The organism is Desulfovibrio sp. MES5 (assembly GCF_002237645.1).
Taxonomy (GTDB): Bacteria; Desulfobacterota; Desulfovibrionia; order Desulfovibrionales; family Desulfovibrionaceae; genus Desulfovibrio.
In genome coordinates this window covers 167,807-186,780 of sequence record NZ_MJUZ01000041.1, presented here as the reverse complement: position 1 = coordinate 186,780, position 18,974 = coordinate 167,807, and the positions used below count along the sequence as shown (strand labels likewise).

The following is an 18,974-nucleotide window of genomic DNA, read 5'->3' as shown; positions in this document are numbered from 1 at the left end:
CCGGACGAAGTTAAGCTCTCCATCGTCGATGATACTGCATAACGTCATGAGGCAAAGTAGACCGCTGCCAACATCTTTTAAAGCTCCCCGCTGCATCTTGCGCGGGGAGCTTTGTTATTTTACGCCAAAGCCGTTTCTCCGCTCTGCCGTCCTTATCCGTAGCGCTGCTGTCTGTTCCCCTAAGCCGCAAGAACGGCCAAGGGGAATGCCCTTTCTGGGCACGTTTCACGCAGCACGGCTCCAACCTCGCCTATGGCTAAGGCAAACGTCATGTGGGATCGCTGCTGTCCTCATCCGCAAAGCACTTTTAGCGCTAACGGCTGAGGCAAAGTAGACCGCTGCCAATATCTTTTCAAAAGCCCTTCGCGCTTAAGCCCGGAGGGCTTTTTGCCGTTCTGTAGCAGGGTTTATCTTTGCTCCTTTGCGCTCCTTTCTTCCCCCCGCTGTGACTACCCCAACAGCTGTCGCCTTAGCTTGCAGGTTGCGGTTTATTCTTCTGAGGCAAAGATGCCCGCTGCCATTGTTCAGCGTGTCTTGAATCTACATAGTAAAGTTGCAGTTTATTCTCTTGAGGCAGTCCCCCCAGTCATCTTTCTGCCTTTCTTGAATCCACATCGTATAAGAGGCGCTGGCGCGGGACTTGCGAGCGACACGCCGCAAGAAAGTCGCGCTGCAAGAGGCGTGACAGCGCCGAAACGCAAAATTGCTTCTTCTTCTTCTTCTTCTTCTTCCGTAGCCGCAGCTCCGCTTACGTTACGACTGCACGCATTGTTTTAGTTGTCTGATTCACACGATTTTCAGCACGTTGCGTTTAAGGCAGCCAGGTTCTTGTCGTTTACCATATTCGTCATATGGACCGCCTGCGCGGCGGGCGGCAGAGGGGGCCTGTTAGGGGGGCAGTATAGGCACCCCTCCGAGGCCCCTCTGCACTCCCCCCGGACTACCCCGCTGGGGCTTTCCCGTTGCCGTCATCCCCCGAGGGCTGCACGGCTTATGCTGACGAGCGTCCCCTCTGCGCTCGGCGATCTCCCTCCTTGCCGCGCAACGCCATTCACGGACTGACTAACGGAATTAATAAATAACCTTATTATTTCAAAAGACTTTTCATGACCATGAATTGCTGAAGTACTCAGGCGCGTCTGACTGTGTCTGATGGTTCTTTTTTATGCACAGCTTTACTGGCTTCCGCATCCATCCAGCATGGCGGGACTTTTTTTTTGGCGGCTTCCGGCGTATTGTGTACCCAACACAGCTTACTTACTGGAGTGATTTGGGATGTCCATTTTCAGACAAAAGATACATATTTCCGGCCGGGATATCGACAGACAGGGCCGGGTCAACAATGTTTGTTATGTGCAGTGGATGCAGGACCTGGCCACGGCACACACCGCCGCAAAGGGCTGGGACATGGCCCGCTATGAAAAACTGGCGCAGGGCTGGGTAGTGCGGCGTCACTCTGTGGTCTACAAGCGTCCGGCCTTGCTTGGCGAGGACATTGTGGCTGCCACATGGATTTCCTCATTCGCCTCCCGCCAGTGCGTACGGCGTTACCGCTTTGTGCGTGAATCTGATGATGCCGTGCTTGTCGAAGCGGAAACCCAGTGGGTATACATCGACCTCACCAGTGGACGGCCAGTCAGAATACCTGAAGAACTCAAGACAGTGTTTGAATGCATTGCTGACGACAACGGGGACAAAGAATTTTTGTCGACCTAGAGCGCACTATTTGTGCAAACATGCGTTCGCACAACTATCCCGCGCCGGGGACGGCAAATCTCGCATGTACATGCCGGTGCTGTCTCCAACCGCAGACCCGCCGATAAGGCAGAACCTGCATTTGCGGTCATGCACCAACCTTTGGGCGCGATAGAGCGCCAGCCGCTGCTCACTCACTTCCTTCACCTGGTTGCTGTTGCCTGGCGATTTCGGCGCCATTGTTTGTGGTAGGGTGAACCCTTGGAACAAGTCATGCGTGTCGGAGTTTGGCCTGCTTATCTCCTAGCTTCGAAGAAGAGGGTTGGCCTTGGTTGCCCTGCACGTGACCGTGATTTGCCGTATGCTTTAGGCGGCCTCACGCTACTCGCCATTGTGATTTTTTCTGTTATTGCAGCTTGCCGCGTGTCTTGCGCGGGCAAGCGCCAACCCCAACATATTGGACCGCCGCTTTTTCGCCCTTCGTTAGATAACGCGCGTTCAATGCTTGTATTCCTTTGCTTTCGCGCTGCCACGCGGCGCTTCTTCCCGGCAGGCAGTGTGCTCCTGAAATGCTTTGTGCTTGAAATGCTTTGTGTATGAGGAGTCCCTTTTGTAAAAGGGGCGCCTTCAGTACGACTCACTGCCTAAAATATTTTGTTGTATTTTAGCATGTTGCAAAGGGTCATCTGATCTTACGCAGGGCAGCAATCGTTTCTTTCTGGCGTCACGCCATTTCAAAATTTGCCTACTCTTGCTGACAACCCTGCTCGCCTTAATCTTTTTTTATCTTGTCGCGTAACGGGCTGACATTCCATGCTCCTTTGTTCCGGGAACAAAGGCATCGGGGTGTTGGCTTAAAAAAGTATCAAAAAAATAATCAATAACTGTAGTATATTGGATAGCAAAAGGCCTATTGCCTGTAAATTTGTAGCCTATGCTACATTTGCAGATAGTGAACCCTGTCACAATCTTTTCAGATCCTCCACGGGAGGGAATTCGTACTTCACTTGAACAGAGGAGAGGTTATGAGAACGAGATTCAAGCGCCTTACGCTTCTGGTTTTTGCCTTCGCTGTTTCCTTTGCCGTAAATGCGGTTGCCTACGAGCTTCATAACGGGCCCACTGGTGTATTGTATTACGAGAAAGACAAGTGTTTTAACGGCTATACGCTATTCACTCCCACTGAAAAAAATAAAGTTACCTATCTTATGGATATGGAGGGCAACATTGTCCACACGTGGGAAGTCAAAGGCGCTGAGGGTTCCAGTTTTCACTCCCGCCTGCTGCCCAACGGCAACCTGCTCTTGCTGCGCAATGTAAAAGATGAAGATGCGAACGCGCAGATAGGCGGCTGGGCTGGCATTCTGGACGAAGTGGACTGGGACGGCAATGTGGTCTGGTCTTACCGTATGGCAGACAAGGATCATATCTCGCACCATACCTTTGACCGCATGCCCAATGGCAACACTCTGATTCTGGGTTGGGAGAGAGTCTCCAACGACAAGATGGTGGCCAAGGGCCGTGACCCCAAAACCATCCCCACAGAGCCCGTAATGATCAAGGGCAAAGCGCTCAACGATTTCTGGGTGGATTTTGTGCGTGAAGTGGACAAAAACGGCAATACCGTGTGGGAATGGCATCTTATAGACCACACCGGCAAGGGCCAGGACCAGCTCGACCCCAACTACATCGTCCCCAAAAAAGTTGGCGTAGGCTACGACAACTACGACTGGTCGCACTTCAACACAGTGGAATTTGTTCCTGGCAAAGACGGTAACGATAAGGTTCTCGTGAATTCACGCAATTTCTCCGAGGCCATGCTTATCGACAAAAAGACTGGCAAGATTGAATGGCGCTGGGGCAACCCTTCGTCTCACGGCAAAGGCCAGGGGCCTACCTGGTATGACGATCAGTCCCAAATCATTTTTGGCTCGCATAATGCCGCTATGATTGGCGAAAATATGATGTCCATTTTTGACAACGGGTCTGAGCGCGCCGAGCCCAACCGCTCCCGCGTACTGGAAGTGGACATGACCACCGGCAAGATTGTCTGGGAATACGCGGCCAATGACGGCAACAGCTTCTTCAGTTATCGCCAGGGTGCGGCGCAAAAGCTGCCCAACGGCAATTATCTCGTTACCTCCACCCAGCACGGCCACCTTTTTGAAGTCACAAGGGATAAAAAGGTCGTGTGGGAGTTCATCAGCCCGATAATGGAAGGCAAAAACACCCCGATTATGCTGGATGCGGAACATGTGCTGCGCACCCCCAAAGGCGTTCCTGTAACGCACATGTACCAGAACATGATCCATCGCGCATACCGTTACGCCCCCGACTACCCCGGCCTCAAAGGCAAGGACCTTTCGCCCAAAGGTTATATCGTCACGGACGGAAAAAAGTGGTTTGAAGTGAATAAAAAGTAGGCGCTCCAGTAAGGGCACACAGTACTGTACCCGGCGCGGATGCAAAAGCATCCGCGCCGTTTTTGCGCGCAAGTGGCAGCAAGTTTTTCTTGGCAAATATGGTAGTGGTTTTGCTTGCTTTTGTAGTAGTAAGCAACGAGGATAGGTGCCCCACGCGAAATTATTTTTCAATTCTGAAGGTGTAGCAATGAACAAGGCCTATGCGCAAAGAATTTCAAATTTAAAAGCCTCTGAAATACGTGAGCTTTTAAAGATTACCGAACAGCCTGATGTTATATCCTTTGCCGGAGGCCTGCCCGCTCCAGAACTCTTTCCCACTGATGTCATAAGCGATGTGTGCGTGTCAGTGTTGGCGCATGACGGGCAAAGAGCTTTGCAGTACGCCACTACTGAAGGGTACCTTCCTTTACGCCAATGGATAGCGGGCAGAATGAACGCCACGTTGGGCACTGCTTTTAATGAAGACAACATCTTGATAACCAATGGGTCGCAGCAGGGGCTGGACCTCAGCGGCAAGGTTTTTATTGATGAAGGTGACGTCATCCTGTGCGAAAGCCCGACCTATCTTGCGGCTATTACCGCTTTCAGGGCTTACGGCTGCCGTTTTGTGGAAGTGCCCACTGACGAAGACGGCATGCGCATGGATGATCTTGCCAAGCTTCTTGAAACGACTGCGCGGGTCAAGGGGATTTATGTAATCCCCAACTTTCAGAATCCTACCGGGCGAACGATGAGTTTGGACCGTCGTAAGCGGCTTGCTGAACTGGCCGCCCAATACAAGGTTATGGTTCTGGAGGACAACCCTTACGGCGAGTTACGCTTTGAGGGCAAATTTCTTCCGGCAGTGCAGTCATTTGACAAAGAAGGTTGGGTCATTTCTTTTGGGTCATTCTCAAAAATACTCTGCCCGGGCTTTAGAATTGGTTGGGTAGCCGGCAACAAAAGCATCGTGCAAAAGTACGTTCTTGTTAAGCAAGGCGTTGATCTGCAAAGTAATACTTTTGTCCAGGCCGTAATCGCCGCCTATCTTGAAAAGCATGATATTGACGCTCACATCAGGAATATTCTTGGCGTGTATAAAAACAGGCGGGATGTTCTGCTTTCTGCTCTGGAGCGTCATTTTCCTCAGGGAGTTCGCTTCACGCGGCCTGAAGGAGGGCTTTTTGCCTGGGTGACCTTGCCAAAGTCAATGGATTCTCGAGCTATCCTTGATGCCTGTATAAAGCGCAAAGTTGCGTTTGTGCCAGGTGGGCCTTTTTTTCCAAACGGCGGGCACGAAAATACCCTGCGCCTGAACTTTTCCAATATGGAAGAAGCCCGTATTGAAGAAGGCGTTTCCATCATTGCTGATGTACTGAACGACCACCTGGCCTGCGCGCGGTAAAAACTGCGCGCTCCCGGCAAATTGTCGGGCCACGGTGCAGGGCGCACAAAATCCTGGAGGGCGATATGCCATTCGTGAATATCAAGGTGACAGGCGGCAAAGAGGCTCCAACTGCGGAACAGAAGGCAGAACTGATCAAGGGCGTGACTGACCTGCTGGTTCGCGTGCTGAACAAAAATCCTGCCACCACAGTGGTCATTATTGAAGAAGTAGACATGGACAACTGGGGTATTGGCGGGCAGAGCATCACTGAACGCAGAAAGATGGGCTAACCGTAGCGGGGCAACTCGCTGTTCTGCCTTTTTCCCGTCCGGGTCGCCGGCATCTGGCAACGCCAGCGCTGCCATGTTGCGATAGAGGGCAGGGGTACAGGCTCTGGAGCGGGATTTTTACAGAATTGGATCTCAGGCCGTTTGCATTCTGTCTGAATGTAATCGGCATAGCTGTTTGTCATGTTTTTTATGGCATACAGGCGGCGCAGCTTAAAAAAACGAACCCCCTTGGCGGAAAACTCCACCAAGGGGGATATTTTTTCTGGCGCGCCCGAGAGGAATCGAACCCCTGACCAAGAGCTTAGAAGGCTCCTGCTCTGTCCAACTGAGCTACGGGCGCGTATCCGTATGCCACCGGCATCCGGCGTTGTGGCGCACCACTATAGGGAGAGCGTCGCTGCTCGTCAATATCTTACTCTGCCAATAGACATATTCGGGCAGCAAGCTGGCTGCAAGTCACAAGACCTCAAAAGCCGGACTCGCGGATTGGGGCTCTGCAGAGCCTCCAGACATGTTTTCCTGCCTATGAGTCTTGGGCTGTCAGGCGATGTTTCCGTCGAAAACAAGCGGCTCGTCAGCCAGGGTCGCAACCATCACGGCCTTGATGGTGTGCAGGCGGTTTTCCGCCTCTTCAAAGGCCACATTGCGCGGCGATTCAAAAACTTCGTCATTTACTTCCATACAATCAATGCCGAACCGCTGGAAGATTTCTTCGCCCACGGCAGTGCTGCGGTTGTGGAAGCTGGGCAGACAATGCAGAAATTTGCAGTCGTCATTGCCAGTCAGGCGCATGGTGTCGCCTGTGATGCGGTAGGGGGTGAGCAGCTCTATGCGCTCCTTCCACACATCGTCAGGTTCGCCCATGGAAACCCAGACATCCGTCGACAGAAAGTCGCAGCCGCGAACGCCATCTTCCACGCTCTCTGTGCGGCTGATACGGGCCCCGGTTTTTTGGGCGATCTGGCACGCTGTTTCGTACACTTCGTCAGAGGTCCACAGCGCCCGCGGGGCCACAGAACGAAAATCCAGCCCCAGCAGGGCAGAGCCAACCATAAGCGAGTTGCCCATATTATAGCGCGCGTCGCCGAGATAGGCCATGGTCTGACGGTTCAGCGGCTTGGAGCAGCATTCGCGCATGGTCAGCATGTCCGCCAGAAGCTGGGTGGGGTGCCACTCATTGGTCAGCCCGTTCCACACCGGCACAGAAGCGTGTTCGGCCAGCGCTTCCACACGTTCCTGGCCAAAGCCACGGTATTCGATACCGTCATAAAAGCGGGAGAGCACGCGGGCCGTGTCAGCCAGCGACTCCTTCTTGCCCATCTGCGAGCCGGAGGGCCCAAGATAGGTTATGTTCGCGCCCTGGTCATATGCGGCCACTTCAAAGGAACAGCGGGTTCTGGTGGAGTCTTTTTCAAACAGGATGACAATATTTCTGTCCCGCAAAAATTTTGGCTCACGGCGCGCTTTTTTGGCCTGCTTGAGGTTGGCCGCCAGATCCAGAAGATAGGTGAGATCTTCCGGGGTGAAGTCGGTTTCCTTCAGGAAGTCTCTTTTTTGCAGTCTGTTCATGCGCTGTTCCGCCTTTGAATGGAGTGAGGGGCCTGCCGAATGTTAAAACTGGCTGGCCCTGCTGTGCTGGTTGAAGCCCTTTTTCACTGTGCTGCCGGGTGCGCCGTCAAAACGGCGCGCCGCATCATAGCGGCAGAAGCATGGCGATTTCGTCACAGCAGTAGAATTTGGGGCATTTGCTGCATTCAACCCAAACGCTTGGGGGCATGTCGTCCCTGTCGAATTCTTTGAAGCCGCATTTGGCGAAGAAATCCGGCACGAGAGTAAAAACAAAGACTCGCGGCAGGGCAAGGCTGCGGCAGCGCTCCACCAGCATTGACACAAGGCGCTTGCCAAAACCCTGTCCCTGGCAGGACGGATGCACCGCCACAGAGCGGATTTCGCCCAGGTCGGCCCATAGAACGTGTACGGCCCCACAGGCCACGATGACATCGCGGCCGCCGTCCGCTGCGGGCGCTGTGGCCACCATGTAGTCCTGTATGTGCTGGTACAGGTACTGGGGGCCACGGGCCAGCATGACGTTAGCCGATGCATACTGGTTGATAAGCGCCGACATGCCGTGCACGTCCTCAACCGTAGCGGGCCGGATGACCAGCTTGGAAAGGTCGCTTATGCAGACATCGGGAACAATGGGCCTATCATCAGCGCCTGAGCGCGGAATGGCGATGGGCATTTTTTTTGCCTCTGTTTCAGGGGGGTAAAGAATTGAAAGCCGCCAGCCTGCGAAATGCGTGGTGGCAGGCACAGCCTGAAAAACGCAAGCCGTTTACGGCAAAATTTGAAACAAAGATTTTTCATAGCACTATTGGTTTCGGGGCGCAAGATACTTTTGGGCTTGCAGGGCGCTGGCGTGCGGCTGTATTGCGGGCGGCGGCTTGTGCAGTCCGCGTCGCAAGGGCGTACAGCGTCCTGATTGCTGGGACGCCGCCGACGAGGGCGCACCGTGACGCCAATACAACACCGTTAGAACGCTGCGTTGCCCAAGGATGTAGCAGATATGCGAGGTGCTCGCGCGCGCTGGCAGCGCAGATGGGATGCCTGGCGTGCCGTAGACCTCGAAAATGGATAAGCACCGACGCTGCGGATTAGGGCATTTTAGCTTTGAAAAACGGTTAGGTTCCCTAACGCTGCACGAAGTGCAGCGCGCCGCAGCGCGCGTGGATTCTGCCGAAAATCGCAATTTTCGCCAGAATGACAAATTGAAATGTGAAGAGCCTCAACGGCAGTCTGATCTACTGACAGAGGCTCAGGGCATGCTCGCAGATATCTTTGGTGTAAAAGCGAAAGGCGCTTTCTTCCTGAGTTTTGGCAACAAGCAGGGCGATGCTGGCCCTGTTGATCATTTCCATAAAGGGCAGGTCTTCTTCCTCAATGGTATCTGTAGTGTAAATGCCGGCATGCAGGTGAAGGGGAAAAGCATCGGAGGGCTGGCATGCCCCTTTCTCTATGTCGCTGGCGGCCTGAGCGAATGTGGCGATCAGGTTTTCATGGCCCGTAAAAGGCAGAATTCCTGCAAAGGTATCACCTGCGATGTGGCAGCAGCGGGCAAGCGGGCCACGGCAGTTTTTTTCAAGTATGCGCGCAATGCGCCGCAACTCTTTGTCGCCCGCTTCGACTCCCTGCATTTGATTGTAAAACTTGAAATTTTTTATATCTGCCAGCCAAATGGCAAAGATCGTATCCGGATTTTTTTGCAAAAGTTCTGTTGCTTCCAGTTGCAGACGATGGCTGTTGATGCCGCCGGTTACGGGGTCAACAAAAGCCAGCTTTTGCAGTTGTCGGTCGCGCCACTCGGTCAGCCGGTATACGCGCCAGGCCAGGAAGAGAAAGCAGATCAGCGCCAGAATGGTGACAATGCCCCCACCATACAGCAACAGAGGGGAGACGAGGTCCAGCGCGTCCAGCGGAACCGAGCAGAAAAGAAGCCAGTTGTTGTTCTGGATTGGGTCAAACGCAGCAAGGTACTGTTTATTTCCGGCATGATACAAAAAATAATGTCTGTGACCCCGGGCCAGCTTGTTCAGGGCCTCATGGTAGTCGGGCTCATCATATGCCCAAGGTCAAAAATGCTCTCTACGCCATTGGCGGGGCCAAGGTCTGAAGACAGAATGAAGCGCCCCTGCGCGTCGATCAGTCCCGCAAAGCCTTTGGCATTGAAAAGGGGCGTGCTGAGAATATTCAAAAAAACTTCCGCCTTGCTCACCCCGATCAGCACATGGCTGACGTGATCATCACTGGGAACAGGCACCGTACAGTAGATCACGCGGCCTGGGCCATAGGGGTTTTTGCGCGGAGGGGAGAGCGCCGTTCCTCCCGCGAGGGCCGTGCGAAACGAGTCCTCTTCTGAGAAGTCCACGTCGTGGGCGATGACGCCCTGCGCGTCAGCCACATCGCCCCTGCCTGAAGGCGCGATGAGGCCAATGTGTATAAAGTTGCTGTTGTTGCTGATTTCTTTATGCAGCGGAAGCGTTTTTTGCTGCGGCATGTAGCTGACCGTAGTGGCAAGACCGTGAAGGGTCTGAAAATTTTGCGCCAGCTGACGTTGCAGCAGTACTCGCAACTGCGTTGTGGTTTCATACAGGTGGATTATGTTCACCTGCTCGATTTGCCTGGTCGCGTGTCGCAGCAGCATAAGGCTGCAGACAAGGAAAAAGCCGCCGACAAGAAAAGCTATGGCGTAAATGCGTTTAATCTGCTGCTTGCTTCTGTACATGCCTATCCTCTACAGAATGATATGTATATTTAATACCTTAATCTATTTATTGGCAAGGGATAAAAAGCTGAACAGCCTGAAATTAAACATATTGTTTTATTTCAGAAGGTTGGCATGCATTTGTAAATTGTTCAAACTGGTCTGCGGCATGTGTTCCGGCATAAACTGATGGATTTCAGCCCTGCCGGACTGTTGTTTGGGCCAATTGGAAGGTGTGTGTGCGCAAGCACATTTTTGTTTTTTACGCAGGCAGGCGCCTCAACGGTTCACTGCCTGTACTAATTATTTTTGTAGCATTTTTGGCGAAATACAAAAAGTTTTAAAAATTTTAGTTTTAATGGCGGGCTCACAAATGCCGTTTTTGCCGTGGGTTTACATAGATTGTCTTATATTCTTTTTATTTTGGCATGTTATGAGCGCTTGCCACGCGGGACAGGGATGTTTTCGCCAGCTGTTTTTTGAATCAGAAAGATTTTTCTTTTCTTTTCCAGGATGTTAATAAGGCTGTTTACTCTTAACCGTGTGATGCGGTAGGATACAGACAGCACAAGCGGAATGCTGTTTGGTTGTGCAAACAATTTGTAATAATCGGATGCCTCAGCCGCGCGGCTGCCGGATTCAATGCATGAACCCGCCCAGATTGCCGGAGACATCCCATTTACCACTGAGGATTATTTTATGACGCAACAGTTTACCCGCAGAAAATTTCTGCAATCGGCCTGTATCACCCTCAGCGCGCTGACGGTGAGCGCCAGCGGCCTTGATAAGGCCCTGGCAGCCGTTACTGGCGTAGGCCCCATGGCCACATGTGATGTTCTTATCATCGGTTCGGGCGGCGCGGGTTTGCGTGCCGCTGTGGCCGCCATGAAAAACAATCCCAAACTCAGCGTGGTAGTGGTCAGCAAGTGCATGCCTTCCCGCAACGCCACCTGTATGGCCGAAGGCGGCATCAACGGAGTTACGGACTTCAGCAAGGGCGATTCCTACGAGCTGCACTGTTATGACACCGTCAAGGGCGGCGACTACCTTGTGGACCAGGATGCCACGCTTAAGTTCTGCGAGCAGGCAGGCCCCACGATTCTGGAACTGGACTACCTGGGAATGCCTTTTTCGCGTACCGAAGACGGCAGGGTGAAGGCCCGGCCTTTTGGCGGCGCGTCCAAGGTGCGCTGCAACTATTCCGCCGACAAGACGGGTCACATTGTGGCGCATGTCTGTCTGGACGAGGCCCTGACCCATGGCGTGAAGTTCCTCATGGACTATGAGCTGCTGGATCTGGGCGTTGATAACGGGCGTTGCGAAGGCGCGGTGCTGCGCAACATCCGTACCGGAGAAATCGCCCCGGTGCGCGCCAAGGCCGTGGTGCTGGCCACTGGCGGGTATACCCGTATCTTCTGGAACCGCACGTCCACCCCGTACATCGCCACCGGCGACGGCGTGGCGGCGGCCCTGCGCGCAGGCGTGCCCTTCAAGGACCCGGAAATGATCCAGTTCCACCCCACGGGCGTGGTGCACGGCGGCGTGCTCATCACCGAGGCGGCGCGCGGAGAGGGCGGCTATCTGCTCAATAACAAGGGCGAACGCTTCATGAAAAACTATGCGGCGGCCAAGATGGAACTGGCCCCGCGCGACATCGTGGCCCGCGCCATTGAAACCGAAATCCGCGAGGGTCGTGGCTATGGTCATGGTCTGGAATCCTACGTGCTGCTGGATCTCGTGCATCTGGGCAGGGACAAGATCGTCAATGACCTCCCGCAGATCCGCCACGTCGGCAAGCTGTTCGAAAACATAGACCTTGTGGACAAGCCCATGGTTATCCGCCCCACGGCGCACTATTCCATGGGCGGCATTGCTGTGGCCAAGTTTGACGACATGTCCACAGTCATGCCCGGTCTGTTTACCGCTGGCGAGGCTTCCTGCGTGTCCATCCACGGCGCCAACCGTCTGGGCGGCAACTCTCTGGCCGATGCGGTGGTTACAGGAAAGATCGCCGGAGACGGCGCGGCTGCCTTTGCGACCACGGCTGATCAGAGCACGGGCAAGGGCCTGGCCGATCTGACGGGGCAGTGGCAGAGCCGCTTCAAGAATGTCACAAGCGGGGGCGACGCCAAGGATATGTATGCCCTGCGCGAAGAAATGGGCGCACAGCTCTGGGACAATATGGGCATCTTCCGTACCGAGAGCAAGCTTGCGCCCTTGGCCGACACTCTGGCCGAAATGCGCTCGCGCTATGATGCCCTGCGCGTGCCCAACGCCAACCCGGTCTACAACTCCGTGTTCACGGAATACGTCGAGCTGGGGAATATGCTGCAACTGGCCCAGGCCGCCTGTCTTGCCGCAACCGAGCGCAAGGAATCCCGCGGCGCGCACACGCGCGAGGACTTCCCCAAGCGTGACGACGCCAACTACCTCAAGCACAGCATGGTCACCATGGATGAGAGCGGCAAGCTGCACATGGGCTGGAAAGATGTGGAAATCACCAAATTCAAGCCTGAGGAGCGGAAGTACTGATGGCTACCCTTATTATTGGCCGCTTTGACGGCAAAAAACACTACGAGCAGAGCTACACGCTTGCCACCGACGATGTGGCGGGCAAGACGGTGCTCAATACCCTGTTGTTCATCAAGCAGACCCAGGACCCCACGCTGAATTTCACGGCGTCCTGTCGTTGCGCCATATGCGGCGCGTGCGGCGTGAGGGTCAACGGCCATGCCATTCTGGCCTGCGACACCAAGATGGACGACCTCATGAAAACCTATGCTTCGGATACGTTCCGCATCTCGCCCCTGGCCAATTTCAAGGTCATCTCAGACCTTGTGGTGGACTGGGAACCCGCAGTGGACAACCTGCGTAAAATCCATCCCGGCATGGTGGCCAAGTCCGAATTTTCCGTGAAGGAAGGCTGCCGCCAGACCCAGGCGGAATTTGACCGCATCAAGAAGCAGTGGGACTGCATCATCTGCGGCTGCTGCGCTTCGGAGTGCAACAAGCTCACCGCCGACAACCGCGACTACATGGAACCCTTCGTGTTCACGCATGCCTGGCGTGTGGCCAATGACTCGCGCACCAAGGATCCGCTGCTGCACGGCAAGCCTTCTGTGGCTGGCGGCCTGTGGAACTGCGTGCACTGTCAGGAATGCGCCAACCGGTGCCCCAAGGGCATCAGCTCCGCAGACGACATCGCGGCCATGCGCGCCATGGTCATGTCCAAGGGCATGACTCAGGGCGTTGGGCCCGCCCACGCCAAATCCTTCTATACCGACCTGGTGGAGGATTCCGGCAGGCTTAATGAGGTGCGGCTTGCCCTGCGCACTGAGGGCGTCAGCACCCTGGCCAGGGCGGGTATGGCCATCACCCTGCTGCGGCAGGGCAAGATGGATCCGCTGGAAGTTTTCGGCGGCGAAACCATTGAGGGGCACGATGCCCTTGTGAAGATGATTGAGGCGGCGCACGCCGCTGCGAAGGAGTAACCGTATGCAGACCGAATTTGCCTTTTTTCCCGGCTGCGTGCTGACTCAGGCCGCCAAGGAATCCAAGATGGCCCTTGAGGCTGTGGCCCCCGTACTGGGCATAACGCTCAAGGAGATCCCCGGCTGGAGCTGTTGCGGCGCTTCGCAGGCTCAGGACGTGGACCATGTGGCAACCCTGGTGGCCAACGCGCGCAATCTGGCGCTGGCCGAGCAGATGGGGCTGCCCGTGCTCACCTCGTGCAGCACCTGTCTGCTCATGTTGCGCCGCGCCAAGGCGGAACTGGACGACGGGCAGAAAGACCGCATCAATACCTTTCTGGCCAAGGGGAACATGGCCTACAAAGGCACAAGCGATGTGACCAGCCTGCTTTGGGTGCTGGCCCAGAATGCCGATATGCTCAAGTCCAAGGTCGTCAAGCCGCTCACAGGTCTTAAAGTGGCGGCGTTCTACGGCTGTCACAGCCTGCGGCCGGAATCTGCCCTTGGGTTCGAAAGCTCCGTGAATCCCTCAAGCTTTGAAACCATTGTCAGCGCTGTGGGCGCACAAACCGCTCCCTTCGCCAAGCGGCTGGACTGCTGCGGGTTTCACGCCGTTTATCCGGCGGAAAAATCCGTCATGCACATGACCAGCGAAATCGTCAACGATGCCGCTGCCGGCGGCGCAAACTGCATTGTCACCCCCTGTCCTCTCTGTCAGATGCAGTTGGACATCTACCAGGACAATGCGCAGGAAATCAGCAAGTCCAAGGCACGCGTGCCCGTGCTGCACCTTTCGCAGTTTGTGGGCCTGGCCCTTGGCATCCCCGGCAAGCAACTGGGGCTCGATTACAACGTCATTGACGCCACCAAGCTTGGCTAACGCCGTATAGCTGACCGCGTTTTTAGAGCAGTTTGCGAATGAAATGCGTTAACTGCTCCGCAGGGATTTTCCTGAAAATCCTTGCCACGAAATGCGAGCGGGCAGGCTTTTGCCGCCGAACGCAAGCATTTCAAGTGTTAAATGCTCTAATGACGCAACGTCAGGCGGCCCTTTTCATCCGGCAAGCGCGTGAGTGCCCGCTTCCGTCATGAAAAGGGCCGCCTTTGTGTTTTGGCGTAAAGGGAGTACAGGGTCGGCAGGTTCTAGGGCTGAATGGCGAGCGCTGCCATATTACAGCGCTTTGTGGGGGAGGGAGAGCCTTTTGAAAGCGGGTCTCCTCTCTTTCGCGCCCCCTTCCCCTTGAGCAAATTAGCCTTGAGAATGTATATTCTCAAAGTTTACGGCACGCTCACTAGGGCGTTTAACCGCGCAGTATAAACTGCGCTTGCCCTCCGGAGCCACGTCTGTTCACGCAGTCGTCAGAGCAATGTAAAAGTTAAATCACTCTAAAATTTTGAAGGATTTCTGTTTTGAAGCAGGTAGTTGGGGTAGCGGATTCCCGGCATCACATCATTGCAGCGTTGATCTGCTCCATCCCTGTGCAAAAGGCAGGGTGCAGCGCTGACGGGCTGATCTGGTCTTTTTAGGGGCAAGCGGCGCGCTAGCGTCGGAATGACTGTGCGCGGATCGTAAAAACCAGACCAAAGGACTGTGCTTTCATGCACGCCGCCAGGCGAAACTGGCGCTTGAACATTTTTTCTGAACTGTTTCATGCTGCGACATTTTGTTCTGGCAACTGTTGCACGCAGGGCTTGACTGTACTTATTGTCACATGAAACACCGGTACAGAGTTTGCGCGCAATGCCATTTGCCTGGTAATTTACCCGAAAACCAAATTTTGAGACTTGCCCCAAAAATGAAGCGCAGAAAAGAGCAGGACAAGACCGCTGTTATGGAAATAAAAAAAATGAAAGCATATTGAGCGAAAGGCAAGTAACGACACGAAATTTTTATGGACTGTTTAACCAATGAACGAAGGATTTTTCTTTCTTATTGACGCAAAATGCCAGTTCGTTTAACTCTAGAAAAAGCTAAATGTATTGGCAAGGAAGGAGGAAACACATTAGTTTTATGTTGTGAGGGACAATTTTAGGGTGAATATTTTCACAACTCACAATGTAGTGGGGCAAAAATTATGAATACACTTGTTTTTTGCTGTGTGGCGCTGCCGTTCATTGTAGCGCTTGTACTCTATTTCACACAGCTTGACCGCAGCCGTAAGCTGCTCGTGCCTGCAGCGGTTGCGGTGATGGCGCTGGCCGCCGTGATCATGGGAGCTCACGGCACGTTCCGCCTGGAGGCGGAATCATTTTGTGGCGTACCGCTGGACAGCCTGTTCAGCCTGCTTGACCTGTTGTTGTTGCTCTATATTCTGGGACTGGGCTGGAAACTCGGCAGCAGAACTGTCATGGGCATGACGGTGCTGCAGCTGGTGGGTCTTCTCTACCTGAAGTTCGTTCTTGCGGACGGAGCAGCGCCCATCACGGCCTTTGCGCCTGATGGCCTTTCGCTTATCATGGTTATCATCATTACCGTCGTGGGTGGTCTTATCACCATCTACGGCCTGGGCTACATGGATATTCATGAAGAGCATCTGCATTTGCGCGTATCGCGCAAACCCCGTTTTTTCGCCATTATATTCTGTTTTCTTGGGGCCATGAATGGCCTGGTGCTTTCCAACAATCTTTCGTGGATGTTTTTTTTCTGGGAAGTAACAACCCTCTGTTCCTATTTGCTCATCAGTCATGATCAGACGCAGGAAGCCAATGCCAATGCTTATCGCGCCTTGTGGATGAACGTTCTTGGTGGTCTCGCCTTTGTTTCGGCCATGCTTTTTGTTCAAAAGAGCCTTGGCACGCTGTCCACTGAAATCGTCCTGCAAAAAATGACGTCTATGGATGTAAAGAGCACAGCCATGCTGCTGCCTTTCGCCTTTTTCTGTCTGGCTGCCTTTACAAAGTCGGCCCAGGTGCCGTTTGAAAGCTGGCTGTGCGGAGCCATGGTAGCTCCCACTCCGGTTTCGGCCCTGCTGCACTCCGCCACCATGGTCAAGGCTGGCACCTATCTTTTGCTGCGCATGGCCCCGGCCTTTGCAGACACCACTATGTCCACCATCGTGGCGCTGTTCGGCGCATTCACCTTTGTGGGCACCTGCATTCTCGCGGTCAGCCAGAGTAATGCCAAAAAGATTCTGGCCTATTCCACCATCGCCAACCTTGGCCTGATCATCGCCTGTGTGGGCATCAATACCGCAGCGTCCATGATGGCGGCCACAACCATCATCATCTACCACTCCGTGTCCAAGGGCCTGCTCTTCATGTGCGTGGGCGCCATTGAGCAGCGCATCGGATCGCGCGATATCGAAGATATGCGCGGGCTGTACAGCAAGATGCCCCGCACGGCCATTATTACGGCCATTGGCATCTTTACGATGATGCTGCCGCCTTTCGGCATGCTCATAGGCAAGTGGATGGCCATTGAAGCCATCGCGCGCGCCACCCAGGCCATGACGCCCATCATCTTCTTCATTGCGCTGGGGTCGGCCTTCACGGTGCTGTTCTGGGCACGCTGGGCGGGCATCCTGGTTTCTTCGGCCAATCTGCACGAACGGCCGGCGCACGGTAACCCCAAGGCTTCGGTCATGTTCGCCCTGCGTTCGCTCTGCGGCCTTGCCATCGTGTTCTCCTTCTTTTCCCCGATGGTGCTGAAGACCTTTGTGGAACCTTCCGTTGCTGGCGTGTACGCCCGCTTCGGCCTCAAGCCTGAAGGCTTCATCCCCGGCGCGTCGCTCACGGGCGGGGCGGGGTACTTCTGGATTTACCTGCTCTTCATCCTGCTTGGCCTCGGAGCCTGGATCGCCTGGAAGGTGGCCAGAAAGGTGCCCAGCGGGGCGCATACGCAGCCGTACTTCTCCGGCCTGACGCAGGAGCAGGCAGGGCAGATAGGCTTCAAGGGACCCATGAACGCCTTTGAACCCGTGCGCCTGTCCAACTTCTATCTGACTCAGTACTTTGGCGAAGGCACCATCACAAGGGCCATTGATATTATTTCCACGGCCTTTCTCATCGTCCTGGTAGGAGGTCTGCTCTGATGCTGTCCATCCTCAGTGCTATCGGCGGATTGATATTGTCGCCCCTGCTGGGGGGGCTGCTGACCGGGGTGGACCGCCGCGTCACGGCGCGCCTGCAATCGCGTCTTGGGCCGCCTCTGCTTCAGCCTTTTTACGATGTGCTCAAACTGTTCGGCAAAGAAGCCTACGTCACCAACGCATGGCTGGTTTTCAGCGCCTATATGACGCTCACTTCATCGGCCCTGTCCCTGCTCATCTTCTTTATGGGCGGCGACCTGCTGTTGTTGTTCTTCGTGCTCACGGTGGGCGCGGTCTTTCAGGTGGTGGGCGCGCTGTGCGTGCCCTCGCCGTACAGCAACATCGGCGCACAGCGCGAGCTTCTGCTCATGCTGGCCTATGAACCCATACTCATTCTGGTGTTTGTGGGTTTTGCCATGTGCACGGGCTCCTTCTCAATTGAAGCCGTCTTTGCGCAGGAGCAGCCCCTGCTGCTCAAGATGCCGTTGCTGTTCCTGGCTCTCGGCTACGCCCTGACCATCAAACTGCGCAAGTCGCCCTTTGATATCTCGGCCAGCCATCACGGACATCAGGAACTGGTCAAGGGCGTGCAGACCGAATATTCGGGTCCGTTCCTGGGCATCATTGAAGTGGCCCACTGGCTTGACCTGATACTCATTCTCGGGCTTTGCGCCATGTTCTGGCATACCAGCGTCATTGGCATGGCCACGCTGGTGGTTGCCTCACTGTTTACGGAAATTCTCATCGACAACGTCACGGCCCGGCTCACCTGGCAGTGGATGGTGCAGAAGAAGTCTCTGCTGCTCGGCATGGGATTGGCCCTGGTTAATCTGTTATGGCTGTATGTGGCGTAAGGAGGCAGGCATATGGGTTTTGTAGATAAAATGATAAAGCAGAGCCGTCTGAAGTCTCCCTGGATAGTCCACTTTGACTGCGGCTCCTGCAACGGTTGCGATATTGAAGTTCTGGCCTGCCTCACGCCCATTTATGACGTGGAGCGCTTTGGCGTTGTCAACGCTGGCAACCCCAAGCACGCGGACGTTCTGCTGGTTACCGGCACGGTCAACCACCGCAACCGTCACGTGCTCAAGCAGATCTATGATCAGATGCCTTCGCCCAAGGCTGTGGTTTCCATAGGCGCATGCAACCTTTCCGGCGGCGTCTTCAAGGATACCTACAATGTGCTTAACGGCGCGTACAACATCATCCCCGTGGACGTCTTTGTGCCGGGCTGCCCGCCCAAGCCCGAAGCCATCATTGACGGAGTGGTGGAAGCTCTGGCAGTGCTTAAGGCCAAGATGGGCATGGGCCCCATGCCCGAAGCGACCTTCATGCCGGGCGACGAAGACGGAACGCCCGCTGGCGCTCGGGACGAACAAGCCCCCGCTGCCGAAGGCGACAAGTCACAGCAAAACGCGGGTTAGCCCGGAGAGGATGCAAT

General features: G+C 54.7%; 17 protein-coding genes and 1 tRNA gene. 11 read left to right on the top strand and 7 right to left on the bottom strand.

Features of this window, described 5'->3' with window-relative positions; all coding sequences use genetic code 11:
• The first annotated feature begins 1,275 nt into the window (after positions 1-1,275).
• From BCS36_RS11200 to BCS36_RS11185, 4 genes are all read left to right on the top strand, one after another.
• The gene (locus BCS36_RS11200; protein WP_291302977.1) at positions 1,276-1,716 is read left to right on the top strand and encodes a thioesterase family protein; all 441 of its coding nucleotides are present in this window, start codon (positions 1,276-1,278) and stop codon (positions 1,714-1,716) included.
• A 1,004-nt stretch (positions 1,717-2,720) separates the two neighbouring features.
• A complete protein-coding gene (locus BCS36_RS11195) occupies positions 2,721-4,118 on the top strand; it encodes an aryl-sulfate sulfotransferase (protein WP_291302976.1) in 1,398 nt (465 codons plus the stop codon).
• Positions 4,119-4,305: 187 nt separating this feature from the next.
• Positions 4,306-5,502, top strand: coding sequence for a PLP-dependent aminotransferase family protein (locus BCS36_RS11190; protein WP_291302975.1), 1,197 nt, complete (start codon positions 4,306-4,308; stop codon positions 5,500-5,502).
• Positions 5,503-5,567: 65 nt separating this feature from the next.
• Positions 5,568-5,774: a 4-oxalocrotonate tautomerase family protein gene (locus BCS36_RS11185; RefSeq protein WP_179981035.1), complete on the top strand. Its 207-nt coding sequence runs from the start codon at positions 5,568-5,570 to the stop codon at positions 5,772-5,774.
• A 263-nt stretch (positions 5,775-6,037) separates the two neighbouring features.
• Here BCS36_RS11185 and BCS36_RS11180 read toward each other — a convergent pair.
• From BCS36_RS11180 to BCS36_RS14185, 5 genes are all read right to left on the bottom strand, one after another.
• Positions 6,038-6,114: transfer RNA gene (locus BCS36_RS11180), tRNA-Arg, on the bottom strand.
• 200 nt (positions 6,115-6,314) lie between these two features.
• A complete protein-coding gene (gene argF / locus BCS36_RS11175) occupies positions 6,315-7,343 on the bottom strand; it encodes an ornithine carbamoyltransferase (RefSeq protein ID WP_291302974.1) in 1,029 nt (342 codons plus the stop codon).
• A 124-nt stretch (positions 7,344-7,467) separates the two neighbouring features.
• Positions 7,468-8,016, bottom strand: coding sequence for an N-acetyltransferase (locus BCS36_RS11170; RefSeq protein ID WP_291302973.1), 549 nt, complete (start codon positions 8,014-8,016; stop codon positions 7,468-7,470).
• 559 nt (positions 8,017-8,575) lie between these two features.
• Positions 8,576-9,217, bottom strand: a complete 642-nt coding sequence (locus tag BCS36_RS14190) for a GGDEF domain-containing protein (protein WP_367209441.1) — start codon at positions 9,215-9,217, stop codon at positions 8,576-8,578.
• A gap of 146 nt (positions 9,218-9,363) precedes the next feature.
• Positions 9,364-9,828, bottom strand: a complete 465-nt coding sequence (locus BCS36_RS14185) for a cache domain-containing protein (RefSeq protein WP_367209435.1) — start codon at positions 9,826-9,828, stop codon at positions 9,364-9,366.
• Between BCS36_RS14185 and BCS36_RS11160 the strand changes: the two genes are divergently transcribed.
• Positions 9,766-10,089, top strand: a complete 324-nt coding sequence (locus tag BCS36_RS11160) for a hypothetical protein (RefSeq protein ID WP_291302971.1) — start codon at positions 9,766-9,768, stop codon at positions 10,087-10,089. The two genes, BCS36_RS14185 and BCS36_RS11160, sit on opposite strands and share 63 nt — an antisense overlap.
• A gap of 377 nt (positions 10,090-10,466) precedes the next feature.
• Here BCS36_RS11160 and BCS36_RS11155 read toward each other — a convergent pair whose 3' ends face one another.
• Positions 10,467-10,709: a hypothetical protein gene (locus BCS36_RS11155; protein WP_291302970.1), complete on the bottom strand. Its 243-nt coding sequence runs from the start codon at positions 10,707-10,709 to the stop codon at positions 10,467-10,469.
• 25 nt (positions 10,710-10,734) lie between these two features.
• Between BCS36_RS11155 and sdhA the strand changes: the two genes are divergently transcribed.
• The 3 genes from sdhA to sdhE are packed head-to-tail and all read left to right on the top strand — an operon-like array spanning position 10,735 to position 14,385.
• Positions 10,735-12,567, top strand: coding sequence for an 8-methylmenaquinol:fumarate reductase flavoprotein subunit (gene sdhA, locus BCS36_RS11150; protein ID WP_291302969.1), 1,833 nt, complete (start codon positions 10,735-10,737; stop codon positions 12,565-12,567).
• Positions 12,567-13,526, top strand: a complete 960-nt coding sequence (gene sdhB / locus BCS36_RS11145; protein WP_291302968.1) for an 8-methylmenaquinol:fumarate reductase iron-sulfur subunit — start codon at positions 12,567-12,569, stop codon at positions 13,524-13,526. The genes sdhA and sdhB overlap by 1 nt, the downstream gene beginning before the upstream one ends.
• Before the next feature lie 4 nt (positions 13,527-13,530).
• Positions 13,531-14,385 (top strand): 8-methylmenaquinol:fumarate reductase membrane anchor subunit, encoded by an 855-nt coding sequence (gene sdhE / locus BCS36_RS11140; RefSeq protein ID WP_291302967.1) that lies wholly within the window; start codon positions 13,531-13,533, stop codon positions 14,383-14,385.
• A gap of 506 nt (positions 14,386-14,891) precedes the next feature.
• On the opposite strand, the gene BCS36_RS11135 is transcribed toward sdhE, so the two are convergent.
• Positions 14,892-15,158 (bottom strand): hypothetical protein, encoded by a 267-nt coding sequence (locus tag BCS36_RS11135; protein WP_291302966.1) that lies wholly within the window; start codon positions 15,156-15,158, stop codon positions 14,892-14,894.
• A 422-nt stretch (positions 15,159-15,580) separates the two neighbouring features.
• On the opposite strand from BCS36_RS11135, the gene BCS36_RS11130 reads away from it, so the two are divergent.
• Genes BCS36_RS11130 through BCS36_RS11120 form a run of 3 tightly spaced genes read left to right on the top strand, consistent with a single transcriptional unit; the run spans position 15,581 to position 18,957 of the window.
• Complete coding sequence (locus BCS36_RS11130) at positions 15,581-17,536, top strand: proton-conducting transporter membrane subunit (RefSeq protein WP_291302965.1); 1,956 nt, start codon at positions 15,581-15,583, stop codon at positions 17,534-17,536.
• Complete coding sequence (locus tag BCS36_RS11125) at positions 17,536-18,387, top strand: respiratory chain complex I subunit 1 family protein (protein ID WP_291302964.1); 852 nt, start codon at positions 17,536-17,538, stop codon at positions 18,385-18,387. Before BCS36_RS11130 ends, BCS36_RS11125 begins: the two co-directional genes overlap by 1 nt.
• 12 nt (positions 18,388-18,399) lie before the next feature.
• Positions 18,400-18,957 carry an NADH-quinone oxidoreductase subunit B family protein gene (locus BCS36_RS11120; protein WP_291302963.1) on the top strand — a complete coding sequence of 186 codons (558 nt, stop codon included), beginning with the start codon at positions 18,400-18,402 and terminating at the stop codon, positions 18,955-18,957.
• Positions 18,958-18,974 lie beyond the last annotated feature (17 nt).

What these genes read in the sequence shown, in the direction of transcription:
- argF (WP_291302974.1), bottom strand. Translation starts at nt 7,343, where the DNA reads ATGAACAGACTGCAAAAAAGAGACTTCCTGAAGGAAACCGACTTCACC.
- BCS36_RS11155 (WP_291302970.1), bottom strand. Translation starts at nt 10,709, where the DNA reads ATGTCTCCGGCAATCTGGGCGGGTTCATGCATTGAATCCGGCAGCCGC.
- BCS36_RS11190 (WP_291302975.1), top strand. Translation starts at nt 4,306, where the DNA reads ATGAACAAGGCCTATGCGCAAAGAATTTCAAATTTAAAAGCCTCTGAA.
- sdhB (WP_291302968.1), top strand. Translation starts at nt 12,567, where the DNA reads ATGGCTACCCTTATTATTGGCCGCTTTGACGGCAAAAAACACTACGAG.
- BCS36_RS11125 (WP_291302964.1), top strand. Translation starts at nt 17,536, where the DNA reads ATGCTGTCCATCCTCAGTGCTATCGGCGGATTGATATTGTCGCCCCTG.
- BCS36_RS11200 (WP_291302977.1), top strand. Translation starts at nt 1,276, where the DNA reads ATGTCCATTTTCAGACAAAAGATACATATTTCCGGCCGGGATATCGAC.
- BCS36_RS14185 (WP_367209435.1), bottom strand. Translation starts at nt 9,828, where the DNA reads ATGCCGCAGCAAAAAACGCTTCCGCTGCATAAAGAAATCAGCAACAAC.
- sdhA (WP_291302969.1), top strand. Translation starts at nt 10,735, where the DNA reads ATGACGCAACAGTTTACCCGCAGAAAATTTCTGCAATCGGCCTGTATC.
- BCS36_RS11130 (WP_291302965.1), top strand. Translation starts at nt 15,581, where the DNA reads ATGAATACACTTGTTTTTTGCTGTGTGGCGCTGCCGTTCATTGTAGCG.
- BCS36_RS11195 (WP_291302976.1), top strand. Translation starts at nt 2,721, where the DNA reads ATGAGAACGAGATTCAAGCGCCTTACGCTTCTGGTTTTTGCCTTCGCT.
- BCS36_RS11135 (WP_291302966.1), bottom strand. Translation starts at nt 15,158, where the DNA reads ATGAAACAGTTCAGAAAAAATGTTCAAGCGCCAGTTTCGCCTGGCGGC.
- BCS36_RS11170 (WP_291302973.1), bottom strand. Translation starts at nt 8,016, where the DNA reads ATGCCCATCGCCATTCCGCGCTCAGGCGCTGATGATAGGCCCATTGTT.
- BCS36_RS11185 (WP_179981035.1), top strand. Translation starts at nt 5,568, where the DNA reads ATGCCATTCGTGAATATCAAGGTGACAGGCGGCAAAGAGGCTCCAACT.
- BCS36_RS11120 (WP_291302963.1), top strand. Translation starts at nt 18,400, where the DNA reads ATGGGTTTTGTAGATAAAATGATAAAGCAGAGCCGTCTGAAGTCTCCC.
- sdhE (WP_291302967.1), top strand. Translation starts at nt 13,531, where the DNA reads ATGCAGACCGAATTTGCCTTTTTTCCCGGCTGCGTGCTGACTCAGGCC.